Here is a 25,806-nt window from a genome sequence, read left to right on the forward strand (position 1 = left end):
GCTCCGCCCCCGGGCGGCCCGTGCCGAGGAGTCAACTGCCGTGTCGGACCCGCTGCGCCCCCGTGCCTCCCTCCGTACCGCCGTGGTCTGGGAGGTCCTGAAGGACGCCCTCGACCGCCGGGTCAAGGCGACCGGCCGGGACGCCCTGGACGTGCTGGACACCGGCGGCGGCACGGGCAACTTCGCGGTGCCCGCCGCCCGTCTCGGCCACCGGGTCACCGTGGTCGACCCCAGCCCCAACGCGCTCTTCGCGCTGGAGCGCCGCGCCGCCGAGGCCGGGGTCGCGGACCGGGTGCACGGGGTGCAGGGCGACATCCTCGGCCTGTTCGACGTGGTGGAGCGCGGGGGCTACGACGCGGTGCTCTGCCACGGCGTCCTGGAGTACGTGGACGATCCCGCCGAGGGCGTACGGCACGCGGTGGAGGCGCTCCGGCCGGCCGGGGCGCTGAGCCTGCTCGCCGCAGGTCTCGGCGGTGCCGTCCTGGCCCGCGCCCTCGCCGGTCACTTCAACGAGGCGCGGCACGCGCTGGGCGACCCGCAGGGCCGCTGGGGCGACGGGGACCCCATGCCCCGGCGGTACACGGCCGAGCAGCTGACCGAGCTGGTCACGGCCGCCGACATCGAGGTGGGCGCCGTGCACGGGGTCCGGGTCTTCGCCGACCTCGTTCCCGGGGTCCTGGTGGACACCGAGCCGGGCGCGATGGAGGCCCTGCTCCGGCTGGAGGCCGCCGCCGCCGAACTGCCCGCGTTCCACTCCGTGGCCACCCAGCTGCACGTCCTGGGCACCAAGCGGGGCTGAACCCCGGGGGGTTACCAGCGGCAGCGCGGCTGATCAGCGACGCAGCGGCAGACGGAGTACGCACCGAGAGCCCCGTTCGGCGCTCCGGCCCCGTATGATCGGGGGACACCATCCGGCATGACGGATCGGAGGTTGGGGAATCAACTCAGCAGCTGAGCCGTCGTGGCGGCCCGGACTGGCTGTTTGGCAATGAGGGCGGGTTTCACGGGGGCGATTCCCTGCCTATCCTGGAAGGGCCGCATACCGGCCGCCCCCCGCGGCCGACGACGAGGAGGACTCCGTGCCGCTCTCGGAGCACGAGCAGCGAATGCTCGAGCAAATGGAGCGAGCGCTGTACGCCGAAGATCCCAAGTTCGCGACAGCGCTCGAGGGAAGTGGGCTGCGTACGTACACCCGGCGACGGGTCTACCAGGCGGTCGCTGGCTTTCTGGTGGGTATCGCGCTCCTCATGGCCGGAATGGTCGCTCAGCAGATCTGGATCAGCGTGGTGGGCTTCCTCGTCATGCTGGGCTGCGCGGTGCTCGCGGTCACGGGATGGCGCAAGGCACCCAAGCCGGGCGAACAGCAGTCGGTGCGCACCGGTGGCGCGGGTGACCGCAGGCAGTCCCGGCAGCGCCGGTCCGTGATGAACCGGATCGAACAACGGTGGCAACGCCGCCGCGACGAGCAGGGACAGTAGTCACAGAACGCTTCAGCTGAAGGGGCGGCCGCGGGTATCGCGGCCGCCCCTTCACGTGTGCGGGGGCCTTGGGCGGCCGGCACCCGATGCGGTGCGGACGGGGCGTCCGCGTGGGGTGGGCCGGGGTGCGGGCCCCGGACGGGAGGTCCGCGTGGGGCCGGCCGGGGTGCGGGCCCCGGACGGCGGACTCCGGTGCGGACGACGCCAGTGCGGACAGGGCATCCGCGTGGGTGCGGGCGTCCGCGCCTTGCCCCGCGTGGCGGGCCGCAGCACGTGAGCCGCCCCGCGCCTCGCCCCGCGTGGCGGGTGCGCAGCAGGCGCGCCGCCCTGCCCCCGGCGGCCGCCCCGGACCGTGGGCGCCCGCCCCCCGCCCGCTCCCGGGCCGCGCGCGGCCCCCCTCAGCCCTCCTGGCGGGTGGGGCGGCGGGTCCAGGACGGACGGGGCGGCAGGCGGAAGCGGGCGGCCAGGGCAGTCCGGCGCTTCGACAGGGCCCAGGCCACCCGTACGGACGAGCGGGGGGCGAGGAGCGCGCGGAGGCGGGCCGGGCGGCCGGCCGACAGGCCCAGACCGGTGCGTACCGCCTGCGCGTCCTCGGCGAGGCCCGACGCCGGGCGCGGCTCACGGGCGTAGAGCACCTGCTCCACCGCGCCCGCGACCCGGTGCACCGCGTCCGCCGCCTCCGTGTCCAGCCGGCCCAGGCGCACCAGCCGCTCGGCGGCCCGGCGCGGGGTCAGCGCCTCGTCCGGGGGAATGCCGTGGTCCCACGCCGTATCAGTGACCTCCCGCCACACCGCCAGCGTCCGCGCGGTCGCGTCGGCGGGGGTGCGGCCGCCCGAGGAACCCAGGCGGCGGGCCCGCGCCCGCAGCCGCCAGAACATCGGCAGCAGGGGCAGCACCAGGACGAGCACCACCGCGGCGGCCACGCCCAGCACGGCGCCCGTCGGTGTCCCCGGGTCCTTCGGCGCGGCGGCACCGGGCGCCGCCGACGGGCCGCACTCGCCCTGCTTGCGCATCTGCGCCGGGCAGCTCTCCGACACGGACGGCGTGGCCGCGACCGGGGCCGAGGCGTCCGCCTCCGGCCGGGCCGGGTCCGCCGTGTCACCGGACGGCGTGTCGGGCAGGGTGTACGACGGGACGGAGCCCCGCGTCGGCGTCGGCTCGAAGCGCGTCCAGCCGATCCCCTCGAAGTACAGCTCGGGCCAGGCGTGCGCGTCGCGCAGCCCCACCGCGTACGAACCGTCCGCCTGGGCGCTGCCCGGTGTGAAGCCCACCGCGACCCGGGCCGGGATGCCCAGCGTCCGGGCCATCGCCGCCATCGTGAAGGAGAAGTGGACGCAGAAGCCCTGCTTGTCCTTCAGGAAGCGGGCGATCGCCGCGCTGCCCGTACCGGAGTCGACCGAGGTGTCGTAGGTGAACCCGCCGTCGGTGGAGAAGTAGTCCTGGAGCTTCACCGCCCGCTCGTAGGAGTTGGCCGCCCCCTGGGTGACCTCGTCGGCCGTCCGCGCGACCACCGCCGGCAGCGAATCCGGCACCTGCGTGTACTCGCGCAGCAGCTCCGGGTCCACCGCGCCCGCGCGGGCCAGCTGGTCGGACGTCGGCTGGACGTCGAGGCTGGTCACCGTGTACTGCGCGCCGCCGGTGGTCTCCCCGTCGTCACCGACGAGCGTGCGCCCCTCGGGCTCGAAGCGCCACCGGCCGCCGACCCGCACCTCGGACGCCGGGTAGGGCAGCGGCAGATACGTCTGCTTGTAGGAGGCCGACGCCGAGACGGTCGACCTGACCTCCGTGACCGCCACGGACGGGGAGAGACCGGCCGGAGCCGGCAACCGCTTCGGCACGTCCTGGAGCCCGCGCGTCGAGGCGCGCCACTCGTTCCCGTTGAACTGGTCCAGGGCCAGGATGCGCAGATAGAAGTCGCTCGGGCTGCTCGCGTTGGTGCGGTACGACATCACCTGCCGGTTCTCCGGCTGGTTGAGGTTGTCCTGGAGCGAGACCAGCGGGTTCACCGCGGAGATCGTGCCGCCCCCGCCCCCCTTGCCGTTCCCGCCGCCCGTTCCGGCCAGCAGGCCGCCGTCGAGCGCCGGCAGCGCCGCGGGCACGACCAGTGCGATCCCGAGGGCCACCGCCCCGATCCGGCGCCCCGTGCGCACCGGGGCGAGCGCCCGGCCGCCGCCCGAGGTGTCGAGCCCGGCGGACGAACCGCCCCTGGGCGGCGCCGCCCCGGCGAAGACCCGGCCCCACTGGGAGAGCCGGTCACGCCCCTCGGCCAGCAGGAGCAGCAGATAGCCGCAGGCGGCCAGGAGGAACCACAGCCAGCCGGCACCGCCCTCCGCCAGCCCGGCGGCCACCGAATACAGCGCCAGCAGGGGCAGCCCGGCGGGGGCCGCGCTGCGGAACGTCACCGCCAGCGTGTCCACCACGAGACCGACCAGCAGGACGCCGCCCACCAGCATCAGCCGGATGCCCGGGGTCGCCGGCGCCGGGATCGCGTACCGCCCGACGTCGTCCCCGCCGGCCGTCAGCAGGTCCGCGAGCTGCCGCAGGGCCTGCGGTCCGGGCAGCACGCCCGCCACCGCCTGCTCCCGGGCGAACGCCACGGTCAGCAGCACCACCATGACCAGCGCCTGGGCGGCGGCCGTCAGCAGCCGGGGCAACGGCACCCGGCGGCCCAGCGCGCCCACCCCGCACTGCACGGCCAGCAGGAACGCCGCCTGCACGAGCCAGCTGAACGGGTCCACCAGCGGCAGCATCGAACAGGACGCCATCAGCGTCGCCGCGAAGGCGGCCAGCGCCAGCCGGCCCCGGCCGCTCATGACCGCCCCCTCATGACCAACCCCCGAATCCCGCCGAAGCGGCCGTGCCACCGGACCCGGCCGCCGCACCGTGCCGGCCCGCCAGCTGCCACAACTCGGCCAGCCGCGCGCCGGGTTCCACCGGCACCACCGTCCACCCCGCCTCGCGCAGCAGCCGCAGCCGCCGCTCCGCCGCCTCCCTGGTGGCGGGCGACTCGCCGTTCACCCAGGCGGCGCTGTCCAGGACGAAGGCGACGGCCCCGCCGCTGCGCTGCCGCATCCGGGCGGCCATACCGGTCTGCTCCTCGTCCAGGTCGCCGAGGAAGGCGATCAGCAGCCCCTCGCCACCCCCGCGCAGCACGTCGTGGGCGCGGGAGAGGCCCCCGCCCTCGGAGTGCCCGATCTCGGCGAGGGTGTCCATCATCAGCCCCGCCGCGTCCGCGGTGGCCTGGGTGGCGCCGGCGAAACCGCCCTCGCCCTCGCCCGGCACCGCGTTCCCCGAGTCCGTCAGCAGCCGGACCGCGAAGCCGCGCTCCAGCATGTGCACCAGCGCGGAAGCCGCACCGGAGACGGCCCACTCGAACGCGGAGTCCGGCCCCGCCCCCCGGTAGGCGGTCCGTCGGGTGTCGAGCAGGACCGTGCACCGGGCGCGCTGCGGCTGCTCCTCGCGGCGCACCATCAGCTCGCCGTAACGCGCGGTGGAACGCCAGTGGACCCGGCGCAGATCGTCCCCGTAGCGGTAACCGCGTGGGATCACGTCGTCGTCACCGGCCAGCGCCAGGGACCGCTGGCGTCCCTCGCCGTATCCGGAGGACTCACCGGCCAGCGGCACGGGGGGCAGCGGTTCGGTGCGGGGGATTACGACCAGGGTGTCGTAGGCGCTGAACGAGCGGGTCAGCTCGCACATGCCGAAGGGGTCGCTCAGCCGCAGTTGCAGCGGGCCGAGCGGATAGCGCCCGCGCAGGTCGGACCGGACCCGGTAGGACACCTCGCGGCGCCCGCCCGCCTCCACCCGGTCCAGCACGAACCGGGGCCGCGGCCCGAGCACGTACGGCACCCGGTCCTGGAGCATCAGCAGCCCCGTGGGCAGCCGGGAGACGTTGTCCATGCGCAGGTGGACGCGGGCCTCGGAGCCGGCCGGGACGCGCGAGGGGAAGAGCCTGCGGGTGCCCGTGACCCGGTAGCGGGTGCGGTAGAGCACCGTCACGGACACCAGCGGCAGCACGGCGAGCAGCAGCCCGACCCGCAGCAGGTCGCCCTGGCCCAGCACATAGGCGCAGACCGCCGCCGCGATCCCGGCCGCGAGGAAGGACCGCCCACGGGTGGTCAGGCCGCCGAGCGCCCCCCGCACCCCGCCCTTGTCGTCGCCGCCGTCCACCGCGACCGCCCCCGCCGCGGCCATCACGGACGCCGCGCGCCGGGCTGCTGCGCTCCGCCGTACGCCGGGGCCGGATACGCGGGGGCCTGGGCGTCGGCGGCGGCCGTGGGCACCGGGGTCTGATGAAGGATCTCCCGCACCACCTGCTCGGCGGTGCGGCGGTTGAGCTGGGCCTGCGCCGTGGGCAGCAGCCGGTGGGCGAGCACCGGGACGACCAGGGCCTGCACATCGTCCGGCAGGCAGTAGTCCCGGCCGGTCAGCGCGGCGGACGCCTTGGCGGCGCGCAGCAGGTGCAGCGTGGCGCGGGGGGAGGCGCCGAGCCGGAGGTCGGGGTGGCCGCGGGTGGCCGCGACGAGCTGGACCGCGTATCTGCGGACGGCCTCGGCGACATGGACCGCGCGCACCGCTTCGATCAGCTTCACGATGTCGTGCGCGTGCGCCACGGGCTGGAGGTCGTCCAGCGGCGAGAGGCCGCCGTGCACGTCGAGCATCCGGAGCTCGGCCTCCGCGCTGGGATAACCGATCGACACCCGGGCCATGAACCGGTCGCGCTGGGCCTCGGGCAGCGGATACGTGCCCTCCATCTCCACCGGGTTCTGCGTCGCCACGACCATGAAGGGGTCGGGCAGCTCATAGGTGTGCCCGTCGATGGTGACCTGGCGCTCCTCCATCGACTCCAGGAGCGCGGACTGGGTCTTCGGGGAGGCGCGGTTGATCTCGTCGCCGATCACGACCTGCGCGAAGATCGCGCCGGGCTTGAACTCGAAGTCCCGGCGCTGCTGGTCGTATATGGACACACCGGTGATGTCCGAGGGCAGCAGGTCCGGCGTGAACTGAATGCGCCGCACCGAGCAGTCGACGGACCGGGCCAGCGCCTTGGCCAGCATGGTCTTGCCCACGCCCGGGACGTCCTCGATCAGGAGGTGCCCCTCCGCGAGCAGCACGGTGAGGGAGAGCCGCACGACCTCGGGCTTGCCCTCGATCACGGCCTCCATCGACCTGCGCACCCGATCGACGGTGGTGGTCAGATCTGTGAGGCTCGCTCGATCGTCATAGGTCGTCACCCCGGCCCTCCTCGGCCCCGCCCCACGCTCACCAGGAGCAGGGGATGTCCCCAGTCACGGGCCGGCGCCCTCGTACGGCCCGGCCCACCCCGAATTGCGGACACCGCGCCGGACGGCGTCCGGCGGGGTGTCACTCACGCATTCTTGTTGCCGTTACCGCTTCGTGTCACTCGCCTGTGGACAACCAGGGGTGATATGTCGGATTGGGTGAGGATTTCGTCACCGGAAGGTGGTGGTCCGGTGTCTCTCGGTCCCTCGGCCGGGACCGCTCGGACCTCAGATCAGGAGGCGGGCAGGACCTCGCGCAGCTTGCCGGTGGTCACGTCGAAGACAAAACCGCGCACGTCGTCGGTGTGCTTGAGGAACGGCGAGGTGCGGGCCCGCTGCATCGACTGCCGCACGTCCTGGTCGGCGTCGGTGTACGCCTCGACGGCCCAGGACGGCCGCTGCCCGACCTCGTGCTCCAGCTCCTGGCGGAAGTCCTCCGTGATCGACTCCATGCCGCAGCCCGTGTGGTGGATCAGGACGATGCTGCGGGTGCCCAGGGCCCGCTGACTGATCGCCAGCGACCGGATGACGTCGTCGGTGACCACGCCGCCCGCGTTGCGGATGGTGTGACAGTCGCCCAGCGAGAGACCGAGGGCCTTGTGCAGGTCGAGACGGGCGTCCATGCAGGCGACCACGGCGACCTGGAGCACCGGCTTAGCGTCCATGCCCGGGTCCTTGAACTCGGCTGCGTAACGGCTGTTCGCCTCCACCAGGCGGTCGGTGACGGTAGGGGCGGAGGCGGAGGAGTGCGCGGAAGTCGACATGCTCAAGACGTTAGCCCTCGCCACCGGTCCCCGGGCGAGGGGGAAGCGGACAAAAAACGACAACAGTGCTTGTTGTGAGGTAATCCACAGGCCCGCCTCCGGCCACCCGCGCGGGTGAACGCGCGACGGCCGACGCGCTGCCGGGTTGATTGATCGGGAATCGATCGAGTGGCAGGGTGGACTAAAGTGACGGGAAGTTACCGACACCCTGCACATTTCGAACTTTCACCCGTGTGCGCGGCGTACGTACGGCCCGGCCCTCTCCCGCTCGCCGGTCGGCTGACGCCCCTTCCCCGGCGCCGGCGGACCTCCCCTTCGCGAGCGGGCGGGGACCAGGCCGTACGTCCCGCCACCCGGGAGCTGAGCCTGAGAGGGCGCATGAGCCAGACCCGACACGTCCCGGTGATGCTCCAGCGATGCCTGGACCTGTTGGCACCGGCTCTGGAGGCCCCCGGCCCGCAGCCCCCCGTGGTGGTCGACTGCACCCTCGGCCTCGGCGGCCACAGCGAGGCGCTGCTCTCCGCCTTCCCCACCGCCCGGCTGGTCGCCCTCGACCGGGACAAGGAGGCCCTGCGGCTCTCCGGCGAACGGCTCGCCCCCTACGGCGACCGCGCGACCCTGGTGCACGCCGTCTACGACGAACTGCCCGAGGTGCTCGACCGGCTCGGCATCCCCAAGGTGCAGGGCGTCCTGTTCGACCTCGGCGTCTCCTCGATGCAGCTGGACGAGTCCGGCCGGGGCTTCGCCTACGCCCGCGATGCACCGCTCGACATGCGCATGGACCAGACGACCGGCATGAGCGCCGCCGAGGTCCTCAACACCTACCCGCCGGGCGAACTGGTGCGCATCCTGCGCGCGTACGGCGAGGAGAAGCAGGCCAAGCGCATCGTCTCCGCCGTCGTCCGCGAGCGCGAGAAGGAGCCCTTCACCAACAGCGCCCGGCTGGTCGAACTCATCCGCGAGGCCCTGCCGCAGGCCGCCATGCGCACCGGAGGCAACCCCGCCAAGCGCACCTTCCAGGCCCTGCGCATCGAGGTCAACGGGGAGCTCACCGTGCTGGAGCGGGCCATCCCGGCCGCCGTCGCCGCCCTCGCCGTCGGCGGGCGCATCGCGGTCCTCTCGTACCAGTCCCTGGAGGACCGGCTCGTGAAGCAGGTCTTGGCGGCGGGCGCCGCCAACACCGCACCGCCCGGCCTGCCCGTCGTCCCCGAGCGCTACCAGCCCCGGCTGAAGCTCCTCACCCGGGGCGCCGAACTCCCCACCGAGGAGGAGGTCGCCGAGAACCGCCGCGCCGCCCCCGCCCGGCTGCGCGGCGCCCAGCGCATCCGCGAGGACGAGCGGTGAGCCGGCGGACGGCCGCGCGCGCCGGGGACGGAGCGGCGCGGTGAGCAAACCGGCCGGGCAGCCGAAAGGGCGCGTCGCACGGCTGACCCGGCTGATGCCCGCCGGGCCGAGCACCGCCGCCCGGACCCCGTTCGTCCTGCTGGTCGTGGTGCTCCTCGGCGGCGGCCTGATCACCCTGCTGCTGCTCAACTCCGCGCTCAACGAGGGCTCCTTCCAGCTGAGCGAGCTGAAGAAGCGGACCACCGAACTGACCGACGAGCAGCAGGCCCTCCAGCGCGACGTCGACGCCTCCTTCGAGCCCGACGCCCTGGCCCGCCGCGCCCGTGAGCTGGGCATGGTCCCCGGTGGCAGCCCCGCCTTCCTCGACCCCGACGGCAAGGTCCGGGGCGTCCCGTCCAAGGCCGCTCCGGCCCCGTTCGCCGCGCCCCCGCCGAGCACACCGGCCCCCACCCCCACGCCCACCGGCCCGGCCGCCGTCACCCCGGCGCCCGGGGCCGTCGGATCGACGCCCTCCGGCACACCGGCAGCCCAGCCCTCCACGAGCCCCGGCAGGTGACGCAGTGCCCTCCAAGGAACCGCCGCGCCGCCGGGTACCCGGCCCCGCGCGTCCCCGTAACGCCTCCGCGGCGTCCGGCCGCCCCCGCCCCCAGCAGCGACGGCGGCCCCCGTCCGCCGCGCCCCGCGGGAGAGCGCCCCGCGCCCGCTCCCCACGGCCGCTGCGACTGGGCAGCCCGCGCCCCCGGCTGCGGCTGGTCAGCCTCGCCCTGACGCTCGTCATGATCGCGTTCGTCGTACGGCTCCTCCAGGTCCAGGCCGTCGACGCCCCCGCGTACGCCGCGAAGGCCGAGACCAACCGCTACCTGAGCTACACGGTCGCCGCCGAGCGCGGGGAGATCACCGACCGCAGCGGCATCGCGCTGGCCACCAGCGTGGACGCGTACGACATCACGGCCGACCCCAAGATGTTCACGCCGGCCGACAGCAAGGCACCCGACGCCCCCCAGCAGGCCGCCGCCCTGCTCGCGCCGATCCTCGGCGTCGACGCGGACGGACTGGTCAAGAAGCTCTCCAAGCCCAAGAGCCGGTACGCGGTGCTGGCGCGCAGGCAGACCCCGCAGGTCTGGAAGCAGATCAAGGACCTCAAGTCCGTCTTCGCCGAGAAGGCCGCGAAGGACAAGGCGGCCGGCGGACCCGGCGCCAACGTGCTGGCGGGCGTCTTCCAGGAGGCCACCACCAAGCGGGTCTACCCCAACGGCACCCTGGCCGCCGGGATACTGGGTTACGTCAACGCCGAGGGCAAGGGCGCCGGCGGCCTCGAATCCCGGCTCGACAAGGAGCTCGCGGGCGAGGACGGCACCATCAAGTACGCCCAGTCCGGCGGCCGCAGGGTGCCCACCGCGGGCACCAAGGAGGTCCCCGCGGTCCCCGGCTCCGACATCGAGCTGACCATCGACCGCGACATCCAGTGGGCGGCCCAGAAGGCCATCTCCGACCAGGTGGCGAAGTCCGGGGCCGACCGCGGTTACGTCATCGTGCAGAACACCCGCACCGGCGAGGTGCTCGCCATGGCCAACGCCCCCGGCTTCGACCCCAACGACCTCTCGCAGGCCGACGCCGCCTCGCTCGGCAACGCGGCCCTCCAGGACGTCTACGAGCCCGGCTCCACCAGCAAGGTGATGTCCATGGCCGCCGTGCTGGAGGAGGGCGCCGCCACGCCCCTCACGCACGTCACGGTCCCCAACCGGCTGCACCGGGGCGACCGCCTCTTCAAGGACGACATCGACCACGCCACCTGGCAGCTGACGCTCAACGGCGTGCTCGCCAAGTCCAGCAACATCGGCACCATCATGGCCACCGGGCAGCTGGGCAGGACGCAGGCCGAGGCCAACAAGGTGCTGTACTCCTACCTGAGGAAATTCGGCATCGGATCGCCCACCGGGCTCGACTACCCCGGCGAGACGCCCGGCCTCCTCGCCAAGCCGCAGGACTGGTCGACCTCGCAGCAGTACACGATCCCGTTCGGCCAGGGCCTCTCCCTCAACGCCATGCAGGCCGCCTCGATCTACTCGACCATCGCCAACGGCGGCGTACGCATCGCACCGACGCTCGTACGCGGCACCAGGGGCCCGGACGGCCGCTTCACCCCCGCCGAGGCCCCCGAACAGACCCGCGTGGTCAGCGAGAAGACCGCGAAGACGCTCGCCACCATGCTCGAATCGGTGGTCGCCGACCAGGAGGGCACCGGCACCAAGGCCCAGATCCCCGGCTACCGGGTCGCGGGCAAGACCGGCACCGCCAACCGCGTCGACCCGGTGCGCGGCGGCTACCACGGCTACACCGCGTCCTTCGCCGGTTTCGCGCCCGCCGACGACCCCCAGATCACCGTCTACTGCGCGATCCAGAACCCCACCAAGGGCAGCCACTTCGGCGGCCAGACCTGCGGTCCCATCTACAAGCAGGTCATGGAATTCGCCCTCAAGACGCTCCAGACACCCCCGTCCGGCCGCGCGCCGGCCAAGCTGCCGGTGTTCTTCGGAACCGGCGAGTGAACTCGCGGAGACCACCAGTGACAACCATCACCCCCGACCCCGGGAACCGGAACCAGAACGTCCGCTCACCGGCCCCCTCACTTCGCGAGAGGCCGGGTGAGCCCGGTACGCTCACCGCCGTGCCCCACGCCGAACAGTCCCGAACGACCCCGAAGGACGCGCCTGTGAACTACCCGGGAGCGCCTCGCCCGGACCGCCTGCGGCCCACCTCCCTGGTCACGCTGGCAGAGCGGCTGGGAGTCGAACCGCCGGGCACCGGTGACATCACCGGCATCACCCACGACTCCCGGGCGGTGCGCCCCGGAGACCTGTACGCGGCCCTGCCGGGCGCCCGCCTGCACGGCGCCGACTTCGCCACCCAGGCGGCCGGCCTCGGCGCCGCTGCCATCCTCACCGACCCCTCCGGCGCCGACCGCGCCCGGGCCACCGGCGTGCCGGTCCTGGTCACCGAGGACCCGCGCGGCCGGATGGGCGAACTCGCCGCCGAGATCTACGGCCACCCCGGCACCGGCCTCCTCCAGGTCGGCATCACCGGCACCTCCGGCAAGACCACCACCGCCTACCTGGTCGAGGGCGGCTTCCGCGGCGCCGGACGCGCCACCGGGCTCATCGGCACGGTGGAGATGCGGATCGGCGACGAGCGCATCAAGTCCGAGCGCACCACGCCCGAAGCCACCGACCTCCAGGCCCTGTTCGCCGTCATGCGCGAACGCGGCGCCGACGCCGTCACCATGGAGGTCTCCAGCCACGCGCTGGTCCTCGGCCGGGTCGACGGCTGCGTCTTCGACGTCGCCGTCTTCAACAACCTCAGCCCGGAGCACATGGAGTTCCACTCCGGCATGGAGGACTACTTCCAGGCCAAGGCCCAGCTGTTCACCCCGCGCCGCAGCAGGCAGGGCGTCGTCAACTACGACGACGAGTACGGCCGCAGGCTCGTCACCGAGGCCACGGTGCCCATCACGACCTTCTCCGCCGAGGGCCACCCGGACGCCGACTGGCGCGCCGAGGACGTCGTCGTCGGCCAGCTCGGCTCCACCTTCACCGTCGTCGGGCCCCAGGGCGAGCGGGCCACGGCCAAGGCCCCGCTGCCCGGCCCGTTCAACGTCGCCAACACCCTGGCCGCGATCGTCGCCCTCGCCGTTGCCGGCATCGATCCGCAGACCGCGGCGGACGGCATCGCGACCGTGCCCGGGGTGCCCGGCAGGCTGGAGCGCGTCGACGCCGGACAGCCCTACCTCGCGCTGGTCGACTACGCGCACAAGACCGACGCCGTCGAGTCCGTGCTGCGCTCCCTGCGCAAGGTCACCAAGGGCCGGCTGCACATCGTCCTCGGCTGCGGCGGCGACCGCGACACCACCAAGCGCGGCCCGATGGGCGCGGCGGCCGCCCGGCTCGCCGACACCGCCGTGCTGACCTCCGACAACCCCCGCTCCGAGGACCCCCTCGGCATCCTCGCCGCCATGCTCGCGGGCGCCGCCGAGGTGCCCGTCCACGAGCGCGGCGACGTCCTGGTCGACGCCGACCGCGCCGCGGCCGTCGCCGCCGCGGTGGCCCGGGCCGAGCCCGGCGACACCGTGCTCGTCGCCGGCAAGGGCCACGAGCAGGGCCAGGACGTCCACGGCGTCGTCCGCCCCTTCGACGACCGGGTCGTCCTGCGCGAGGCCATCGAGCGCTCCCTGGGGCACGAAGGCGCCGGACCCCGTGCCTCCCACCACGAGAACAACAGTCAGGGATGACCAAGTGATCGCCCTTTCCCTCGCCGAGATCGCCGAAATCGTCGGCGGGCAGACGCACGACATACCGGATCCGTCGGCAACCGTCAGCGGGCCCGTCGTCATCGACTCCCGCAAGGTGACCCCCGGCAGCCTCTTCGTCGCCTTCGCCGGCGAACGGGCCGACGGCCACGACTACGCCGAGCGCGCCGTCGAGGCGGGCGCGGCCCTCGTCCTGGCCACCCGCCCCGTCGGTGTGCCCGCGATCGTCGTGGACGACGTCGTGGCCGCCCTCGGCGCGCTCTCCCGCGCCGTCGTCGGCCGCCTCGGCGCCACCGTCGTCGCCCTCACCGGCTCCGCGGGCAAGACCTCCACCAAGGACCTCATCGCGCAGCTCCTGGAGCGCAAGGCGCCCACCGTCTACCCGGAGGGCAACCTCAACAACGAGATCGGCCTGCCGCTCACCGCGCTGCGCGCCACCGACGAGACCCGGCACCTGGTCCTCGAAATGGGCGCCCGCTACATCGGGGACATCCGCTACCTCACCGGACTCGTCCCGCCGCGCATCGGCCTCGTGCTCAACGTAGGCAGCGCGCACATCGGCGAGTTCGGCGGCAAGGAGCAGATCGCCCAGGCCAAGGGCGAAATGGTCGAGTCGCTGCCCGAGGACGGCATCGCCGTGCTCAACGCCGACGACCCTCTCGTACGCGCCATGTCCTCCCGTACCAAGGCCCGCGTCGTCCTCTTCGGTGAGGGCGCGGATGCGGACGTACGGGGCGAAGACGTGCACCTCACCGACGACGGACGCCCCGCGTTCCGCCTCCACACACCCACCGGGTGCAGCGAGGTGACCATGCGCCTGTACGGTGAGCACCACGTGTCGAACGCGCTCGCCGCGGCCGCCGTCGCCCATGAGCTGGGCCTGTCCGCAGACGAGATCGCCGAAGGGCTCTCCGAGGCGGGCACCCTCTCCCGCTGGCGCATGGAGGTCACCGAGCGTCCGGACGGCGTGACGTTCGTCAATGACGCCTACAACGCGAACCCCGAATCCATGAAGGCCGCGCTCCGCGCGCTGGTCGCCATGGGGAAGGGGCGTCGTACGTGGGCGGTGCTCGGCCTGATGGCCGAGCTCGGCGACGCCTCGCTCGCCGAGCACGACGCGGTCGGACGGCTCGCCGTCCGGCTCAACGTCAGCAAGCTCGTCGCGGTCGGGGGCAGAGAAGCCTCCTGGCTGCAACTGGGCGCATACAACGAGGGTTCGTGGGGTGAGGAGTCGGTGCACGTGTCCGACGCACAGGCTGCCGTCGACCTGTTGCGCAGGGAACTGCGCCCGGGTGACGTGGTGCTGGTGAAGGCGTCCCGGTCGGTCGGCCTTGAGCAGGTCGTCACAGCACTGCTGGAGAACGCGACCGAGGGCGAGGTCGCGGGCCGATGAGGCAGATCCTCTTCGCGGGAGCCATCGGGCTCTTCCTGACCCTGGTCGGCACGCCGCTGCTGATCAAGCTCCTGGCCCGCAAGGGATACGGGCAGTTCATCCGCGACGACGGCCCGCGTACCCACGGGTCCAAGAAGGGCACGCCCACGATGGGCGGCATCGCCTTCATCCTGGCGACGCTCATCGCGTACTTCCTGGCGAAGGTGATCACCGGCGAGGAGATGCGCTTCTCCGGTGTGCTGGTCCTCTTCCTGATGACCGGCATGGGACTCGTCGGCTTCCTGGACGACTACATCAAGATCGTCAAGCAGCGCTCGCTCGGTCTGCGGGCCAAGGCGAAGATGGCCGGCCAGCTGATAGTCGGGATCGCCTTCGCGGTGCTCTCCCTCCAGTTCGCCGACGCCCGCGGCAACACCCCGGCCTCCGACAAGCTCTCGTTCGTCGAGGACTTCGGCTGGTCGATCGGCCCGGTGCTCTTCGTCGTCTGGGCGCTGTTCATGATCCTCGCCATGTCCAACGGCGTGAACCTGACGGACGGTCTGGACGGCCTGGCCACCGGCGCGTCGGTGATGGTCTTCGGCGCGTACACCTTCATCGGACTCTGGCAGTTCCAGGAGTCCTGCGCCAACGCCACCACCCTCACGAACCCGAGCGCCTGTTTCGAAGTGCGCGACCCGCTCGACCTCGCGGTCGTGGCCTCCGCGCTGATGGGCTCCTGCTTCGGCTTCCTGTGGTGGAACACCTCGCCCGCCAAGATCTTCATGGGGGACACCGGCTCGCTCGCCCTCGGCGGCGCGCTCGCCGGCCTGGCGATCTGCTCCCGCACCGAATTCCTGATGGCGATCCTCGGCGGCCTCTTCGTGATGATCACGATGTCCGTCGTCATCCAGGTCGGCTCGTTCAAGATGACCGGCAAGCGCGTCTTCCGCATGGCCCCGCTCCAGCACCACTTCGAACTCAAGGGGTGGTCCGAAGTCCTTGTCGTGGTCCGCTTCTGGATCATCCAGGGCATGTGCGTGATCGTCGGACTCGGCCTCTTCTACGCAGGATGGGCAGCCAAGAAGTGAGCAACGTGGACTGGCAGGGCAAGCACGTCACGGTCGCCGGGCTCGGGGTCTCCGGAATCCCGGCGGCCCGGGTGCTGCACGGCCTCGGCGCCGTCGTCACCGTGGTCAACGACGGCGACGACGAGCGCTCCCGCGCCCAGGCCGCCGAGCTGGAGGCGCAGGGCATCACCGTGCGCCTCGGCGACGGCGACACCCTGCCCCCGTCCACCGGACTCGTCGTCACCGCCCCCGGCTGGAAGCCCGGCAAGCCGCTGTTCGCCGCGGCGGCCGAGGCGGGCGTCCCGGTCTGGGGCGACGTCGAACTCGCCTGGCGGCTGCGCGGGCAGGACGGCCGGGAGCCGGCCCCCTGGCTCGCGGTCACCGGCACCAACGGCAAGACCACGACCGTACGGATGCTGGCCTCCATCCTGGAGGCCGCCGGGCTGCGCACCGCCGCCGTCGGCAACATCGGCGTCTCCCTGCTGGACGCCGTCCTCGGCGAGGAGACGTACGACGTGCTCGCCGTCGAACTCTCCAGCTACCAGCTGCACTGGGCGCCCTCGCTGCGCGCCCACTCCGCCGCCGTGCTCAACCTGGCCCCCGACCACCTCGACTGGCACGGCTCCATGGAGGCGTACGCCGCCGACAAGGGCCGGATCTACGAGGGCAACCAGGTCGCCTGCGTGTACAACGCGGCAGACCCGGCCACCGAGGATCTGGTGCGCGAGGCCGACGTCGAGGAGGGCTGCCGCGCCATCGGCTTCACCCTCGGCACGCCGGGGCCCTCGCAGCTCGGCGTGGTGGACGGCATCCTGGTCGACCGGGCGTTCGTGAAGAACCGCCAGAAGCAGGCCCAGGAGCTGGCCGAGGTCGCCGACGTCAGCCCGCCGGCCCCGCACAACATCGCCAACGCCCTGGCCGCCGCGGCCCTGGCCCGCGCCTTCGGCGTCGAGCCCGCCGCCGTCCGCGACGGGCTGCGGAACTTCCGCCCCGACCCGCACCGCATCGAGCACGTCGCGGATGTGGACGGGGTCGCGTACGTGGACGACTCCAAGGCCACCAACACGCACGCCGCCGAAGCCTCGCTCGCCGCCTACGACTCCATCGTCTGGGTCGCCGGCGGCTTGGCCAAGGGCGCCACCTTCGACGAGCTGGTGACCGGCTGCGCCAAGCGGCTGCGGGGCGTCGTGCTCATGGGCGCGGACCGGGCCCTGATCCGCGAAGCCCTCGCGCGACACGCCCCCGAGGTACCCGTGGTCGACCTCGACCGGACCGACACTGGGGCGATGTCCGAGGCGGTCCGCGAAGCCGCACGGCTCGCCCGGCCGGGAGACACCGTACTGATGGCCCCGGCCTGCGCCTCCATGGACATGTTCGTCAACTACAACAAGCGGGGCGAGGCATTCGCGGACGCCGTCCGCGCCCTCGCCGCCGAGAGCGTCTGACCGGCCCGGCCGCCGCGCCCCGGGCACGAGCAGTGGAGGGGACAGGGACATGCCGGCCGAAGAGAGCGTGCGGGTACGGCCCGCTGCCAAGGTCCGGCGGCCCGCGTCGGTGCGGGTCCGGAGCACCGGCGGCCCCCGCAGCCCGCGCGGCGGCGGAGTACGCCGGCTGTACGAGCGGGCCCGGCGGGCCTGGGACCGGCCGCTGACGGCGTACTACGTGATTCTGGGCGCCGGACTGCTGATCACCGTGCTCGGCCTGGTGATGGTCTACTCCGCCTCGATGATCAAGGCGCTGGAGCTCGGCAAGCCCGGCACCTACTTCTTCCGCAAGCAGTTCCTGGCCGCCGTGATCGGGGCCGGGCTGATGGCGGCGGCCGCCAGGATGCCGGTGAAGCTGCACCGCGCGCTGTCCTACCCGCTGCTCATGGGCGCCGTCTTCCTGATGGTCCTGGTCCAGGTGCCGGGGATAGGGATGTCGGTCAACGGCAACCGCAACTGGCTCTACCTGGGCGGGCCCTTCCAGCTGCAGCCCAGCGAGTTCGGCAAGCTGGCGCTCGTGCTGTGGGGGGCCGACCTGCTCGCCCGTAAACAGGACAAGCGGCTGCTGACCCAGTGGAAGCACATGCTGGTACCCCTGGTGCCGGTCGCCTTCATGCTGCTCGGGCTCATCATGCTCGGCGGCGACATGGGTACTGCGATCATTCTCACGGCCATCCTGTTCGGCCTGCTCTGGCTGGCCGGGGCGCCGACCAGGCTGTTCGCCGGAGTGCTCGCCGGCGCCGGGCTCATCGGTTTCCTGCTGATCAAGACCAGCCCCAACCGCATGTCCAGGCTGGACTGCATGGGGGCCAGCGAGCCCGGGCCCGGTGGCTCCTGCTGGCAGGCCGTGCACGGCATCTATGCTCTGGCGTCGGGCGGATGGTTCGGTTCCGGTCTCGGTGCGAGTGTGGAAAAATGGGGCCAACTTCCCGAACCGCACACCGACTTCATCTTCGCCATCACCGGGGAGGAACTGGGGCTGGCGGGGACGCTGTCGGTGCTCGCCCTCTTCGCGGCTCTAGGCTATGCGGGTATCCGCGTGGCCGGACGCACGGAGGACCCCTTCGTGAGGTACGCAGCGGGAGGTGTGACCACCTGGATCACGGCGCAGGCCGTGATCAACATCGGTGCGGTGCTCGGCCTGCTGCCGATCGCCGGTGTCCCGCTCCCGCTGTTCTCCTACGGGGGGTCGGCCCTGCTGCCGACCATGTTCGCCGTCGGGCTGCTGATCGCGTTCGCGCGGGACGAGCCCGCCGCGAAGGCGGCCCTGGCCGTGCGGAGGCCCGGGGTGAGATGGAAGACGATGAGACGGCGCGTCAAGAAGCGTCCGTCCGGAGAGCGGTGAAATTCGGTGCATGTCGTACTCGCCGGCGGGGGGACCGCCGGCCACATCGAGCCCGCGCTTGCCCTCGCGGACGCCCTGCGCAGGCAGGACCCGAGCGTGGGGATCACCGCTCTCGGCACGGAGCGCGGACTCGAGACCAGACTCGTACCCGAGCGGGGGTACGAACTGGCGCTGATCCCGGCCGTACCGCTGCCGCGCAAGCCCACCCCCGAACTCATCACCGTCCCGGGCAGGCTGCGCGGCACCATCAAGGCCGCCGAGCAGATCCTGGAACGCACCAGGGCCGACTGCGTGGTCGGCTTCGGCGGTTACGTGGCCCTGCCGGGCTATCTCGCCGCCAAGCGCGCCGGCGTCCCGATCGTGGTCCACGAGGCCAACGCCCGCCCCGGCCTGGCCAACAAGATCGGCTCGCGGTACGCGCACGGCGTCGCCGTCTCCACGCCCGACAGCAAGCTGCGCGGCGCCCGCTACATCGGCATCCCGCTCCGCCGTACCATCGCCACCCTCGACCGGGCCCGGGTCCGCCCCGAGGCGCGCGCGGCGTTCGGCCTCGACCCCAACCTGCCGACGCTGCTGGTCTCCGGCGGCTCGCAGGGCGCCCGCCACCTGAACGAGGTGGTGCAGCGCGTCGCTCCGCTGCTCCAGCGCTCCGGCATCCAGATCCTGCACGTGGTCGGGCCGAAGAACGAATTGCCGCGCGTGGACAACATGCCCGGGATGCCCCCCTACATCCCGGTACCGTACGTGGACCGGATGGACCTCGCGTACGCGGCGGCCGACATGATGCTCTGCCGCGCGGGCGCGATGACCGTCGCCGAACTCTCCGCGGTCGGACTGCCCGCCGCCTACGTCCCGTTGCCCATCGGCAACGGCGAACAGCGGCTCAACGCCCAGCCCGTGGTCAACGCCGGCGGCGGCCTGCTGGTGGACGACGCCGCGCTCACCCCCGAGTGGGTGCAGGGCAATGTCCTGCCGGTGCTGTCCGATCCGCACCGGTTGTATGAAATGTCCCGGGCCGCCGCCGAGTTCGGCCGCCGGGACGCCGACGATCTGCTGGTCGGCATGGTGTACGAGGCGATTGCCGCACGCCGTAACGCGTGAGACGGACGGGTCCGGGAGCGTTGGCTCCCGGACCCGGCATAAGGAGCGAGCGTGGCCGGACCGACGACCGCCCAGCGCGGTGCAGGGAAGCAGGAGGACGCCCCGGACCGGCCGCCGCGCCCACGCCCCGAGGGGCGCCGCGTCTCCCGCCGGCTGCTGCTCCTGACCGCCGGAGTCGTACTGCTCCTCGGTTCCGGCGTCGTCTGGGCGCTGTACGGCTCCTCCTGGCTGCGGGTCGAGCAGGTCAGGATCACCGGCGTGCGGGTGCTGACACCCGTCGAGGTGGAGCGTGCCGCGGCGGTGCCGATGGGCGCCCCGCTCGTCTCCGTGGACACCGACGCCATCGAGAACAGGTTGCGCCAGAAGTTGCCTCGTATCGACGAGGTGGATGTCGTTCGGTCATGGCCGCACGGCATCGGACTTAAGGTGACCGAACGAAAGCCGGTCCTGCTGGTCGAAAAGGGCGCGAAGTTCATCGAAGTCGATGACGAGGGCGTGCGTTTCGCGACGGTGGACAAATCGCCCGGGCATGTGCCCCTGCTGGAGATGGCAACGGGCCGTTCCGCCAGCCTGCGCCGCTTCGGCAGTGACCGGCTGGTGCGGGAAGCGGTCCGGGTCGCGGGCGACCTCCCGGACGGCGTCGCCGAGGACACCCGGGTGGTCCGGGTCGATTCGTACGACGCCATCTCGCTGGAGCTCAGCGGGGATCGCACGGTGATGTGGGGAAGCGGTGGAGCGGGTGCGGCGAAGGCGAAAGTCCTCACCGCTCTCATGAAGGCCGCACCCAAAGCGGGGCACTTCGACGTGAGTGCCCCCACCGCCCCTGCGGTGTCGGGTGGTTGACGCACATTTGGCCTGGCCAGCACCCTGGTTGGTCAGCGCTACGGGTGATCACATAGGGTGAAAAGAAAAACGGGAGGTTCGGCGTGTTCGTTGAACGTGCGCCACTTGTCGACTTAGTGTCCTGTTCGGAAGAGTCCATGAAGCAGACACACTGGTAACCCTAAACTTGAACGTTAGGGTTTGGGTCGGCGTTCGGACCGTCCCAATCGGCATCCGTCGTCGCGGCGGGATCACCGCGAAGCGACGACACGTAACTCGAGGCGAGAGGCCTTCGACGTGGCAGCACCGCAGAACTACCTCGCAGTCATCAAGGTCATCGGTGTCGGCGGCGGTGGTGTCAATGCCATCAACCGAATGATCGAGGTCGGTCTCAAGGGCGTCGAGTTCATCGCGATCAACACGGATGCGCAAGCCCTGTTGATGAGCGACGCCGACGTCAAGCTCGACGTCGGCCGTGAACTCACCCGCGGCCTCGGCGCCGGGGCGAACCCGGCCGTCGGTCGTAAGGCGGCAGAGGACCACCGTGAGGAGATCGAGGAGGTCCTCAAGGGGGCCGACATGGTCTTCGTCACCGCAGGCGAAGGCGGCGGCACCGGCACCGGTGGCGCACCCGTAGTCGCCAACATCGCGCGCTCGCTCGGCGCCCTGACGATCGGTGTGGTCACCCGCCCGTTCACCTTCGAGGGCCGGCGCCGCGCCAACCAGGCGGAGGACGGCATCGCCGAGCTCCGCGAAGAGGTCGACACCCTCATCGTCATTCCCAACGACCGGCTGCTGTCCATCTCGGACCGCCAGGTCAGCGTGCTCGACGCGTTCAAGTCGGCCGACCAGGTGCTGCTCTCGGGTGTCCAGGGCATCACCGACCTCATCACCACCCCGGGCCTGATCAACCTCGACTTCGCCGACGTCAAGTCGGTCATGTCCGAGGCCGGTTCCGCGCTCATGGGCATCGGCTCCGCCCGCGGCGACGACCGCGCGGTGGCCGCGGCGGAGATGGCGATCTCCTCGCCGCTCCTGGAGGCGTCCATCGACGGCGCCCGCGGTGTCCTGCTCTCCATCTCCGGCGGCAGCGACCTCGGTCTCTTCGAGATCAACGAGGCGGCCCAGCTGGTGAGCGAGGCGGCCCACCCGGAGGCGAACATCATCTTCGGCGCGGTCATCGACGACGCCCTCGGCGACGAGGTGCGGGTCACCGTCATCGCGGCGGGCTTCGACGGCGGGCAGCCGCCGGCCCGGCGGGAGAACGTCCTCGGTGCGAACAGCGCCAAGCGCGAGGAGCCGGCCCCGACGCCGGTCCGGGCCGCACCCGAGCCGGTGCGCCAGTCCGGCGGGCTCGGTTCGGTGCCGCCGCGCGAGGAGCCGCCGGCGCAGGCCGAGCCGGCCCCGGTGTCGGGTGAGAGCCACCTTCCGCCGGTCGTCTCGCCGCCGCACGTCCCGCCGGCCCGTCCCTACTCGGACTCCCAGGCCGAAGAGCTGGATGTACCGGACTTCTTGAAGTGATAGGTCCGCATGACGCAGTGAGTCCGACGGTCTCCGTCTTTTCGCGGGGCGGCGCTCACTTCTCCTTCACCGACAGGTGGGGCGGAGTGAGCGCCGCCCCGTACGCGGAGCTCAATCTCGGCGGCGCGGTCGGTGACGACCCCGCCGCCGTTCTCGCCAACCGCGAGCGGGCCGCGCGCGCCCGGGGGCTCGACCCGGCGCGGGTCGTCTGGATGAACCAGGTCCACGGCCGGGACGTGGCCGTGGTCGACGCACCCTGGGGCGAAGCGGCGGAGATCCCCGCCGTGGACGCGGTGGTCACCGCGCGGCGCGGGCTCGCGCTCGCCGTCCTGACCGCCGACTGCACGCCCGTCCTGCTCGCCGACCCGGAGGCCGGCGTCGTCGCGGCGGCGCACGCCGGGCGGCCGGGGCTGGTCGCCGGGGTCGTGCCGGCCGCGGTCGAGGCCATGGTCCGGCTGGGCGCGGAGGTCTCCCGGATCACCGCGCGGACCGGGCCGGCCGTCTGCGGGCGGTGCTACGAGGTGCCGGCCGCGATGCGGGACGAGGTCGCCGCGAGCGTGCCCGGTTCGTGGTCCGAGACCAGCTGGGGCACTCCGGCGGTGGACGTCACGGGCGGGGTGCACGCCCAGCTGGCGGAGCTGGGCGTCACCGACCGGCAGGCGTCACCCTCCTGCACCCTCGAATCGGGCGACCACTTCTCGTACCGACGCGACCGCACCACCGGGCGGCTCGCCGGATATATCTGGCTGGACTGATAGGGCATGACGGAACGCAAGGAACAACTCGCCGCGAATCTGGCGCGGGTGGAGGAGCGGATCGCTTCGGCCTGCGTCGCGGCCGGGCGCGGGCGGGAGGAGGTGACCCTGCTCGTGGTCACCAAGACCTACCCGGCGAGCGATGTGCGGATTCTGCATGGACTCGGTGTGCGTCAGGTCGCGGAGAACCGCGACCAGGACGCTGCTCCGAAGGCCGCCGAGTGTGCGGATCTGTCCCTCTCCTGGCACTTTGTCGGTCAGTTGCAGACCAACAAGGTTCGTTCCGTGGCCGGTTATGCCGATGTCGTGCAGTCGGTGGACCGTACGAAATTGGTGACCGCCCTCTCGACGGCGGCCGAGCGCCGCGAGCGCGAACTCGGCTGCCTCATCCAGGTCGCCCTCGACGCGGAGAGCGGCGAGCGGGGGGCCCGCGGGGGTGTCGCCCCGGACGGGATCGAGGAGTTGGCGGACGCCGTCGCCGCCGCGCCCGGGCTCCGGCTGGACGGGCTGATGACCGTCGCACCGCTCGCCGGCCCCTTCGCCGGGCGGCAACGGGCCGCGTTCGACCGGCTGATGGAATTCTCATCCCGGCTGCGCGGGAACCATCCGGCTGCGAACATGGTCTCCGCAGGGATGAGTGCGGACCTCGAGGACGCGATCGCGGCCGGAGCGACACATGTGCGCGTCGGTACTGCGGTACTCGGAGTCCGCCCCGGGCTCGGGTAACGTCGCCAAACAAGTCGGACCACAGCAGAAAATATGGTCATTACCGCCCATGGCGGGTAGGCCGGAGTGGATCGCGGGCACTTGGTGACAGATGCCGATCCACCACAGAGCGGAGGACTCAGAGCATGGCCGGCGCGATGCGCAAGATGGCGGTCTACCTCGGCCTCGTGGAGGACGATGGGTACGACGGCCCGGGGTTCGACCCCGACGACGAATTCGAACCCGAGCCGGAGCCCGAGCGCGACCGGCGCCGGCACCAGCCCGCGCATCAGGTGGAGCGGGACCGGGAGCGCGACGAACCGGTACGCGCGGTCCAGCCGCCGGCGCAGCGGGAGCCGGTCCAGATCCCGGCGGAGCGTGAGCGACCCGCCCGGATCGCACCCGTGGCATCCATCACACCTGAACGTCCGAACATGGAGAAGAACGCACCGGTGATCATGCCCAAGGTCGTGTCCGAGCGCGAGCCCTACCGGATCACGACGCTGCACCCCAGGACGTACAACGAGGCCCGTACCATCGGGGAACACTTCCGTGAGGGCACTCCGGTGATCATGAATCTCACGGAGATGGACGATACGGACGCGAAGCGACTTGTCGACTTTGCCGCGGGACTCGTCTTCGGTCTCCATGGCAGCATTGAGCGAGTGACACAGAAGGTGTTCCTGTTGTCGCCTGCTAACGTCGATGTCACGGCGGAGGACAAGGCCCGCATTGCAGAGGGCGGATTCTTCAACCAGAGCTGAGAACACGACACCGGGAACAACCCGGCCGAGAGGCCGGTGCTACGAGAGCCAGGGGAGAGGGAAGCGCGAGAGATGGGCGTCGCACAAAGTGTTGTCTACATCGCGTTGATGTGTTTCCTCATCGTGCTGATCTTCCGGCTCGTCATGGACTACGTCTTCCAGTTCGCGCGTTCATGGCAGCCGGGCAAGCCGATGGTGGTCGTCCTGGAGACGACCTACACGGTCACCGATCCACCGCTCAAGCTCCTGCGGCGGTTCATCCCGCCGCTGCGTCTCGGGGGCGTGGCACTCGACCTGTCCTTCTTCGTTCTGATGATCATCGTTTCCATCCTGATCAGCATCGTGATCGGGTTGTGAGCGATACGGTCTTGCCGACTGCCGACGACTACGTAGAGGTGAAGAAGAGATGCCGCTGACTCCCGAGGATGTGCGGAACAAGCAGTTCACGACAGTCCGCCTCCGAGAGGGCTACGACGAGGACGAGGTCGATGCCTTCCTCGACGAGGTCGAGTCGGAGCTGACCCGCCTGCTCCGTGAGAACGAGGACCTGCGCGCCAAGCTGGCCGCCGCCACGCGTGCCGCCGCGCAGAACCAGCAGCAGGGCATGCGCAAGCCGCCGGAGCAGCAGGACCGGCCGGGTGCCCCGGTGCCCGCCGCCATATCGGGTCCGCCGGTCCAGCAGCAGCCCCCGCAGATGGGTCCCCCCCAGCTGCCCGGTGGTGCTCCGCAGCTGCCCGCCGGTCCCAGCGGTCACGGCCCCCAGGGCCCGCACGGCCCCGGTCCGCAGGGCCCGCACGGCCCCGGCCCGATGCAGGGTGGCCCCATGGGCGGCCCGATGGGCGGTCCCATGGGCGGCCACAACCCGCAGCAGCAGATGCAGCAGATGCAGCCCCCGCCGCAGATGCAGCAGCAGGGCCCCGGTGGCGACAGCGCCGCCCGTGTCCTGTCCCTGGCCCAGCAGACCGCCGACCAGGCGATCGCGGAGGCCCGTTCCGAGGCCAACAAGATCGTCGGCGAGGCGCGCAGCCGCGCCGAGGGCCTGGAGCGGGACGCCCGCGCCAAGGCGGACGCGCTGGAGCGGGACGCGCAGGAGAAGCACCGCGTGGCGATGGGCTCGCTGGAGTCGGCCCGCGCGACGCTGGAGCGCAAGGTCGAGGACCTGCGGGGCTTCGAGCGCGAGTACCGGACGCGTCTGAAGTCCTACCTGGAGAGCCAGCTGCGTCAGCTGGAGACCCAGGCCGACGACTCGCTGGCTCCGCCGCGCACCCCGGCCGCCGCGTCGCTGCCGCCGTCGCCCTCGCTGGCTCCGGCCGGTGCGGGTGCCATGGGGCACACGATGGGCGGCAACCACGGCGGTCAGCCGATGGGCGGCGGAAACCCGTCCATGGGCGGTGGCCCGTCGTACGGCGGTCAGCAGCAGATGTCCCCGGCGATGACGCAGCCGATGGCACCGGTGCGGCCGCAGGCGCCGCAGCCGATGCAGCAGGCGCCGTCGCCGATGCGCGGGTTTCTGATCGACGAGGACGACAACTGACCGGCTTTCGCGCGGTGAGCGCGTAGCCGTCGGCAGGCAAAAGGGCCGGGCCCCGGGGTTTCCCCGGGGCCCGTCAAGGTCACGGCGTCGGCGGGCAGCGGCGGCGGCACGCCGGTCAGCAAGACGTACAAGATCGCGGCGGGCACCACCACGGCGGTCACCCCG

At 72.2% G+C, this 25,806-nt stretch carries 22 protein-coding genes; 18 read left to right on the top strand and 4 right to left on the bottom strand.

The annotated features are described in order from the left end of the window. Positions 1-40 precede the first annotated feature (40 nt). Both ABZ565_RS28410 and ABZ565_RS28415 read left to right on the top strand, forming a co-directional pair. On the top strand, positions 41-799 hold the full coding sequence (locus tag ABZ565_RS28410; protein WP_361032795.1) for a methyltransferase: 759 nt from the start codon (positions 41-43) through the stop codon (positions 797-799). A gap of 280 nt (positions 800-1,079) precedes the next feature. After that, positions 1,080-1,478, top strand: coding sequence for a DUF3040 domain-containing protein (locus tag ABZ565_RS28415; RefSeq protein WP_361032798.1), 399 nt, complete (start codon positions 1,080-1,082; stop codon positions 1,476-1,478). 398 nt (positions 1,479-1,876) lie between these two features. Here ABZ565_RS28415 and ABZ565_RS28420 read toward each other — a convergent pair whose 3' ends face one another. The 4 genes from ABZ565_RS28420 to ABZ565_RS28435 all read right to left on the bottom strand — a co-directional run bounded on the left by ABZ565_RS28420 (position 1,877) and on the right by ABZ565_RS28435 (position 7,524). Beyond that, positions 1,877-4,291, bottom strand: a complete 2,415-nt coding sequence (locus ABZ565_RS28420; protein ID WP_361032801.1) for a DUF3488 and transglutaminase-like domain-containing protein — start codon at positions 4,289-4,291, stop codon at positions 1,877-1,879. A 10-nt stretch (positions 4,292-4,301) separates the two neighbouring features. Next, a complete protein-coding gene (locus ABZ565_RS28425) occupies positions 4,302-5,672 on the bottom strand; it encodes a DUF58 domain-containing protein (protein WP_361032804.1) in 1,371 nt (456 codons plus the stop codon). Then, positions 5,672-6,712 (bottom strand): MoxR family ATPase, encoded by a 1,041-nt coding sequence (locus tag ABZ565_RS28430; RefSeq protein WP_361032807.1) that lies wholly within the window; start codon positions 6,710-6,712, stop codon positions 5,672-5,674. The genes ABZ565_RS28425 and ABZ565_RS28430 overlap by 1 nt, the downstream gene beginning before the upstream one ends. Positions 6,713-6,993: 281 nt before the next feature. Then, the gene (locus ABZ565_RS28435) at positions 6,994-7,524 is read right to left on the bottom strand and encodes a carbonic anhydrase (RefSeq protein WP_361032810.1); all 531 of its coding nucleotides are present in this window, start codon (positions 7,522-7,524) and stop codon (positions 6,994-6,996) included. A 378-nt stretch (positions 7,525-7,902) separates the two neighbouring features. On the opposite strand from ABZ565_RS28435, the gene rsmH reads away from it, so the two are divergent. The 16 genes from rsmH (at position 7,903) to ABZ565_RS28515 (ending at position 25,641) form a co-directional block, all read left to right on the top strand. Next, the gene (rsmH, locus tag ABZ565_RS28440) at positions 7,903-8,868 is read left to right on the top strand and encodes a 16S rRNA (cytosine(1402)-N(4))-methyltransferase RsmH (RefSeq protein WP_361032813.1); all 966 of its coding nucleotides are present in this window, start codon (positions 7,903-7,905) and stop codon (positions 8,866-8,868) included. Between the two features lie 94 nt (positions 8,869-8,962). Beyond that, positions 8,963-9,424, top strand: coding sequence for a cell division protein FtsL (locus ABZ565_RS28445; RefSeq protein ID WP_361032858.1), 462 nt, complete (start codon positions 8,963-8,965; stop codon positions 9,422-9,424). A 4-nt stretch (positions 9,425-9,428) separates the two neighbouring features. Next, positions 9,429-11,417, top strand: coding sequence for a penicillin-binding protein 2 (locus tag ABZ565_RS28450; protein WP_361032816.1), 1,989 nt, complete (start codon positions 9,429-9,431; stop codon positions 11,415-11,417). A gap of 17 nt (positions 11,418-11,434) precedes the next feature. Further along, positions 11,435-13,153, top strand: a complete 1,719-nt coding sequence (locus ABZ565_RS28455) for a UDP-N-acetylmuramoyl-L-alanyl-D-glutamate--2,6-diaminopimelate ligase (protein WP_361032819.1) — start codon at positions 11,435-11,437, stop codon at positions 13,151-13,153. Between the two features lie 4 nt (positions 13,154-13,157). Beyond that, on the top strand, positions 13,158-14,564 hold the full coding sequence (gene murF, locus ABZ565_RS28460) for a UDP-N-acetylmuramoyl-tripeptide--D-alanyl-D-alanine ligase (protein WP_361032822.1): 1,407 nt from the start codon (positions 13,158-13,160) through the stop codon (positions 14,562-14,564). Further along, a complete protein-coding gene (mraY, locus tag ABZ565_RS28465; protein ID WP_143622512.1) occupies positions 14,561-15,631 on the top strand; it encodes a phospho-N-acetylmuramoyl-pentapeptide-transferase in 1,071 nt (356 codons plus the stop codon). Before murF ends, mraY begins: the two co-directional genes overlap by 4 nt. After that, a complete protein-coding gene (murD, locus tag ABZ565_RS28470) occupies positions 15,628-17,055 on the top strand; it encodes a UDP-N-acetylmuramoyl-L-alanine--D-glutamate ligase (RefSeq protein ID WP_361032861.1) in 1,428 nt (475 codons plus the stop codon). The genes mraY and murD overlap by 4 nt, the downstream gene beginning before the upstream one ends. 49 nt (positions 17,056-17,104) lie before the next feature. After that, entirely contained in the window at positions 17,105-18,439 is a 1,335-nt protein-coding gene (gene ftsW, locus ABZ565_RS28475; protein ID WP_361032826.1) for a putative lipid II flippase FtsW, read from the top strand. Between the two features lie 6 nt (positions 18,440-18,445). Then, positions 18,446-19,540 carry an undecaprenyldiphospho-muramoylpentapeptide beta-N-acetylglucosaminyltransferase gene (gene murG / locus ABZ565_RS28480; protein ID WP_018104454.1) on the top strand — a complete coding sequence of 365 codons (1,095 nt, stop codon included), beginning with the start codon at positions 18,446-18,448 and terminating at the stop codon, positions 19,538-19,540. A gap of 51 nt (positions 19,541-19,591) precedes the next feature. Next, positions 19,592-20,383, top strand: coding sequence for an FtsQ-type POTRA domain-containing protein (locus ABZ565_RS28485; protein ID WP_361032829.1), 792 nt, complete (start codon positions 19,592-19,594; stop codon positions 20,381-20,383). 276 nt (positions 20,384-20,659) lie between these two features. Continuing rightward, entirely contained in the window at positions 20,660-21,883 is a 1,224-nt protein-coding gene (gene ftsZ / locus ABZ565_RS28490; RefSeq protein ID WP_361032832.1) for a cell division protein FtsZ, read from the top strand. 17 nt (positions 21,884-21,900) lie between these two features. Continuing rightward, the gene (gene pgeF, locus ABZ565_RS28495) at positions 21,901-22,638 is read left to right on the top strand and encodes a peptidoglycan editing factor PgeF (RefSeq protein WP_361032835.1); all 738 of its coding nucleotides are present in this window, start codon (positions 21,901-21,903) and stop codon (positions 22,636-22,638) included. Between the two features lie 6 nt (positions 22,639-22,644). After that, positions 22,645-23,364 (top strand): YggS family pyridoxal phosphate-dependent enzyme, encoded by a 720-nt coding sequence (locus ABZ565_RS28500; protein WP_361032838.1) that lies wholly within the window; start codon positions 22,645-22,647, stop codon positions 23,362-23,364. A gap of 125 nt (positions 23,365-23,489) precedes the next feature. Continuing rightward, positions 23,490-24,107, top strand: coding sequence for a cell division protein SepF (gene sepF, locus ABZ565_RS28505; protein WP_018104459.1), 618 nt, complete (start codon positions 23,490-23,492; stop codon positions 24,105-24,107). Between the two features lie 72 nt (positions 24,108-24,179). Continuing rightward, positions 24,180-24,464, top strand: a complete 285-nt coding sequence (locus ABZ565_RS28510) for a YggT family protein (protein WP_361032841.1) — start codon at positions 24,180-24,182, stop codon at positions 24,462-24,464. Positions 24,465-24,513: 49 nt separating this feature from the next. Beyond that, the gene (locus tag ABZ565_RS28515; protein ID WP_132902200.1) at positions 24,514-25,641 is read left to right on the top strand and encodes a DivIVA domain-containing protein; all 1,128 of its coding nucleotides are present in this window, start codon (positions 24,514-24,516) and stop codon (positions 25,639-25,641) included. Positions 25,642-25,806 lie beyond the last annotated feature (165 nt).

Origin of the sequence: Streptomyces sp. NPDC016469, from assembly GCF_040632905.1 — a bacterium.
Taxonomy (GTDB): domain Bacteria; phylum Actinomycetota; class Actinomycetes; order Streptomycetales; family Streptomycetaceae; genus Streptomyces.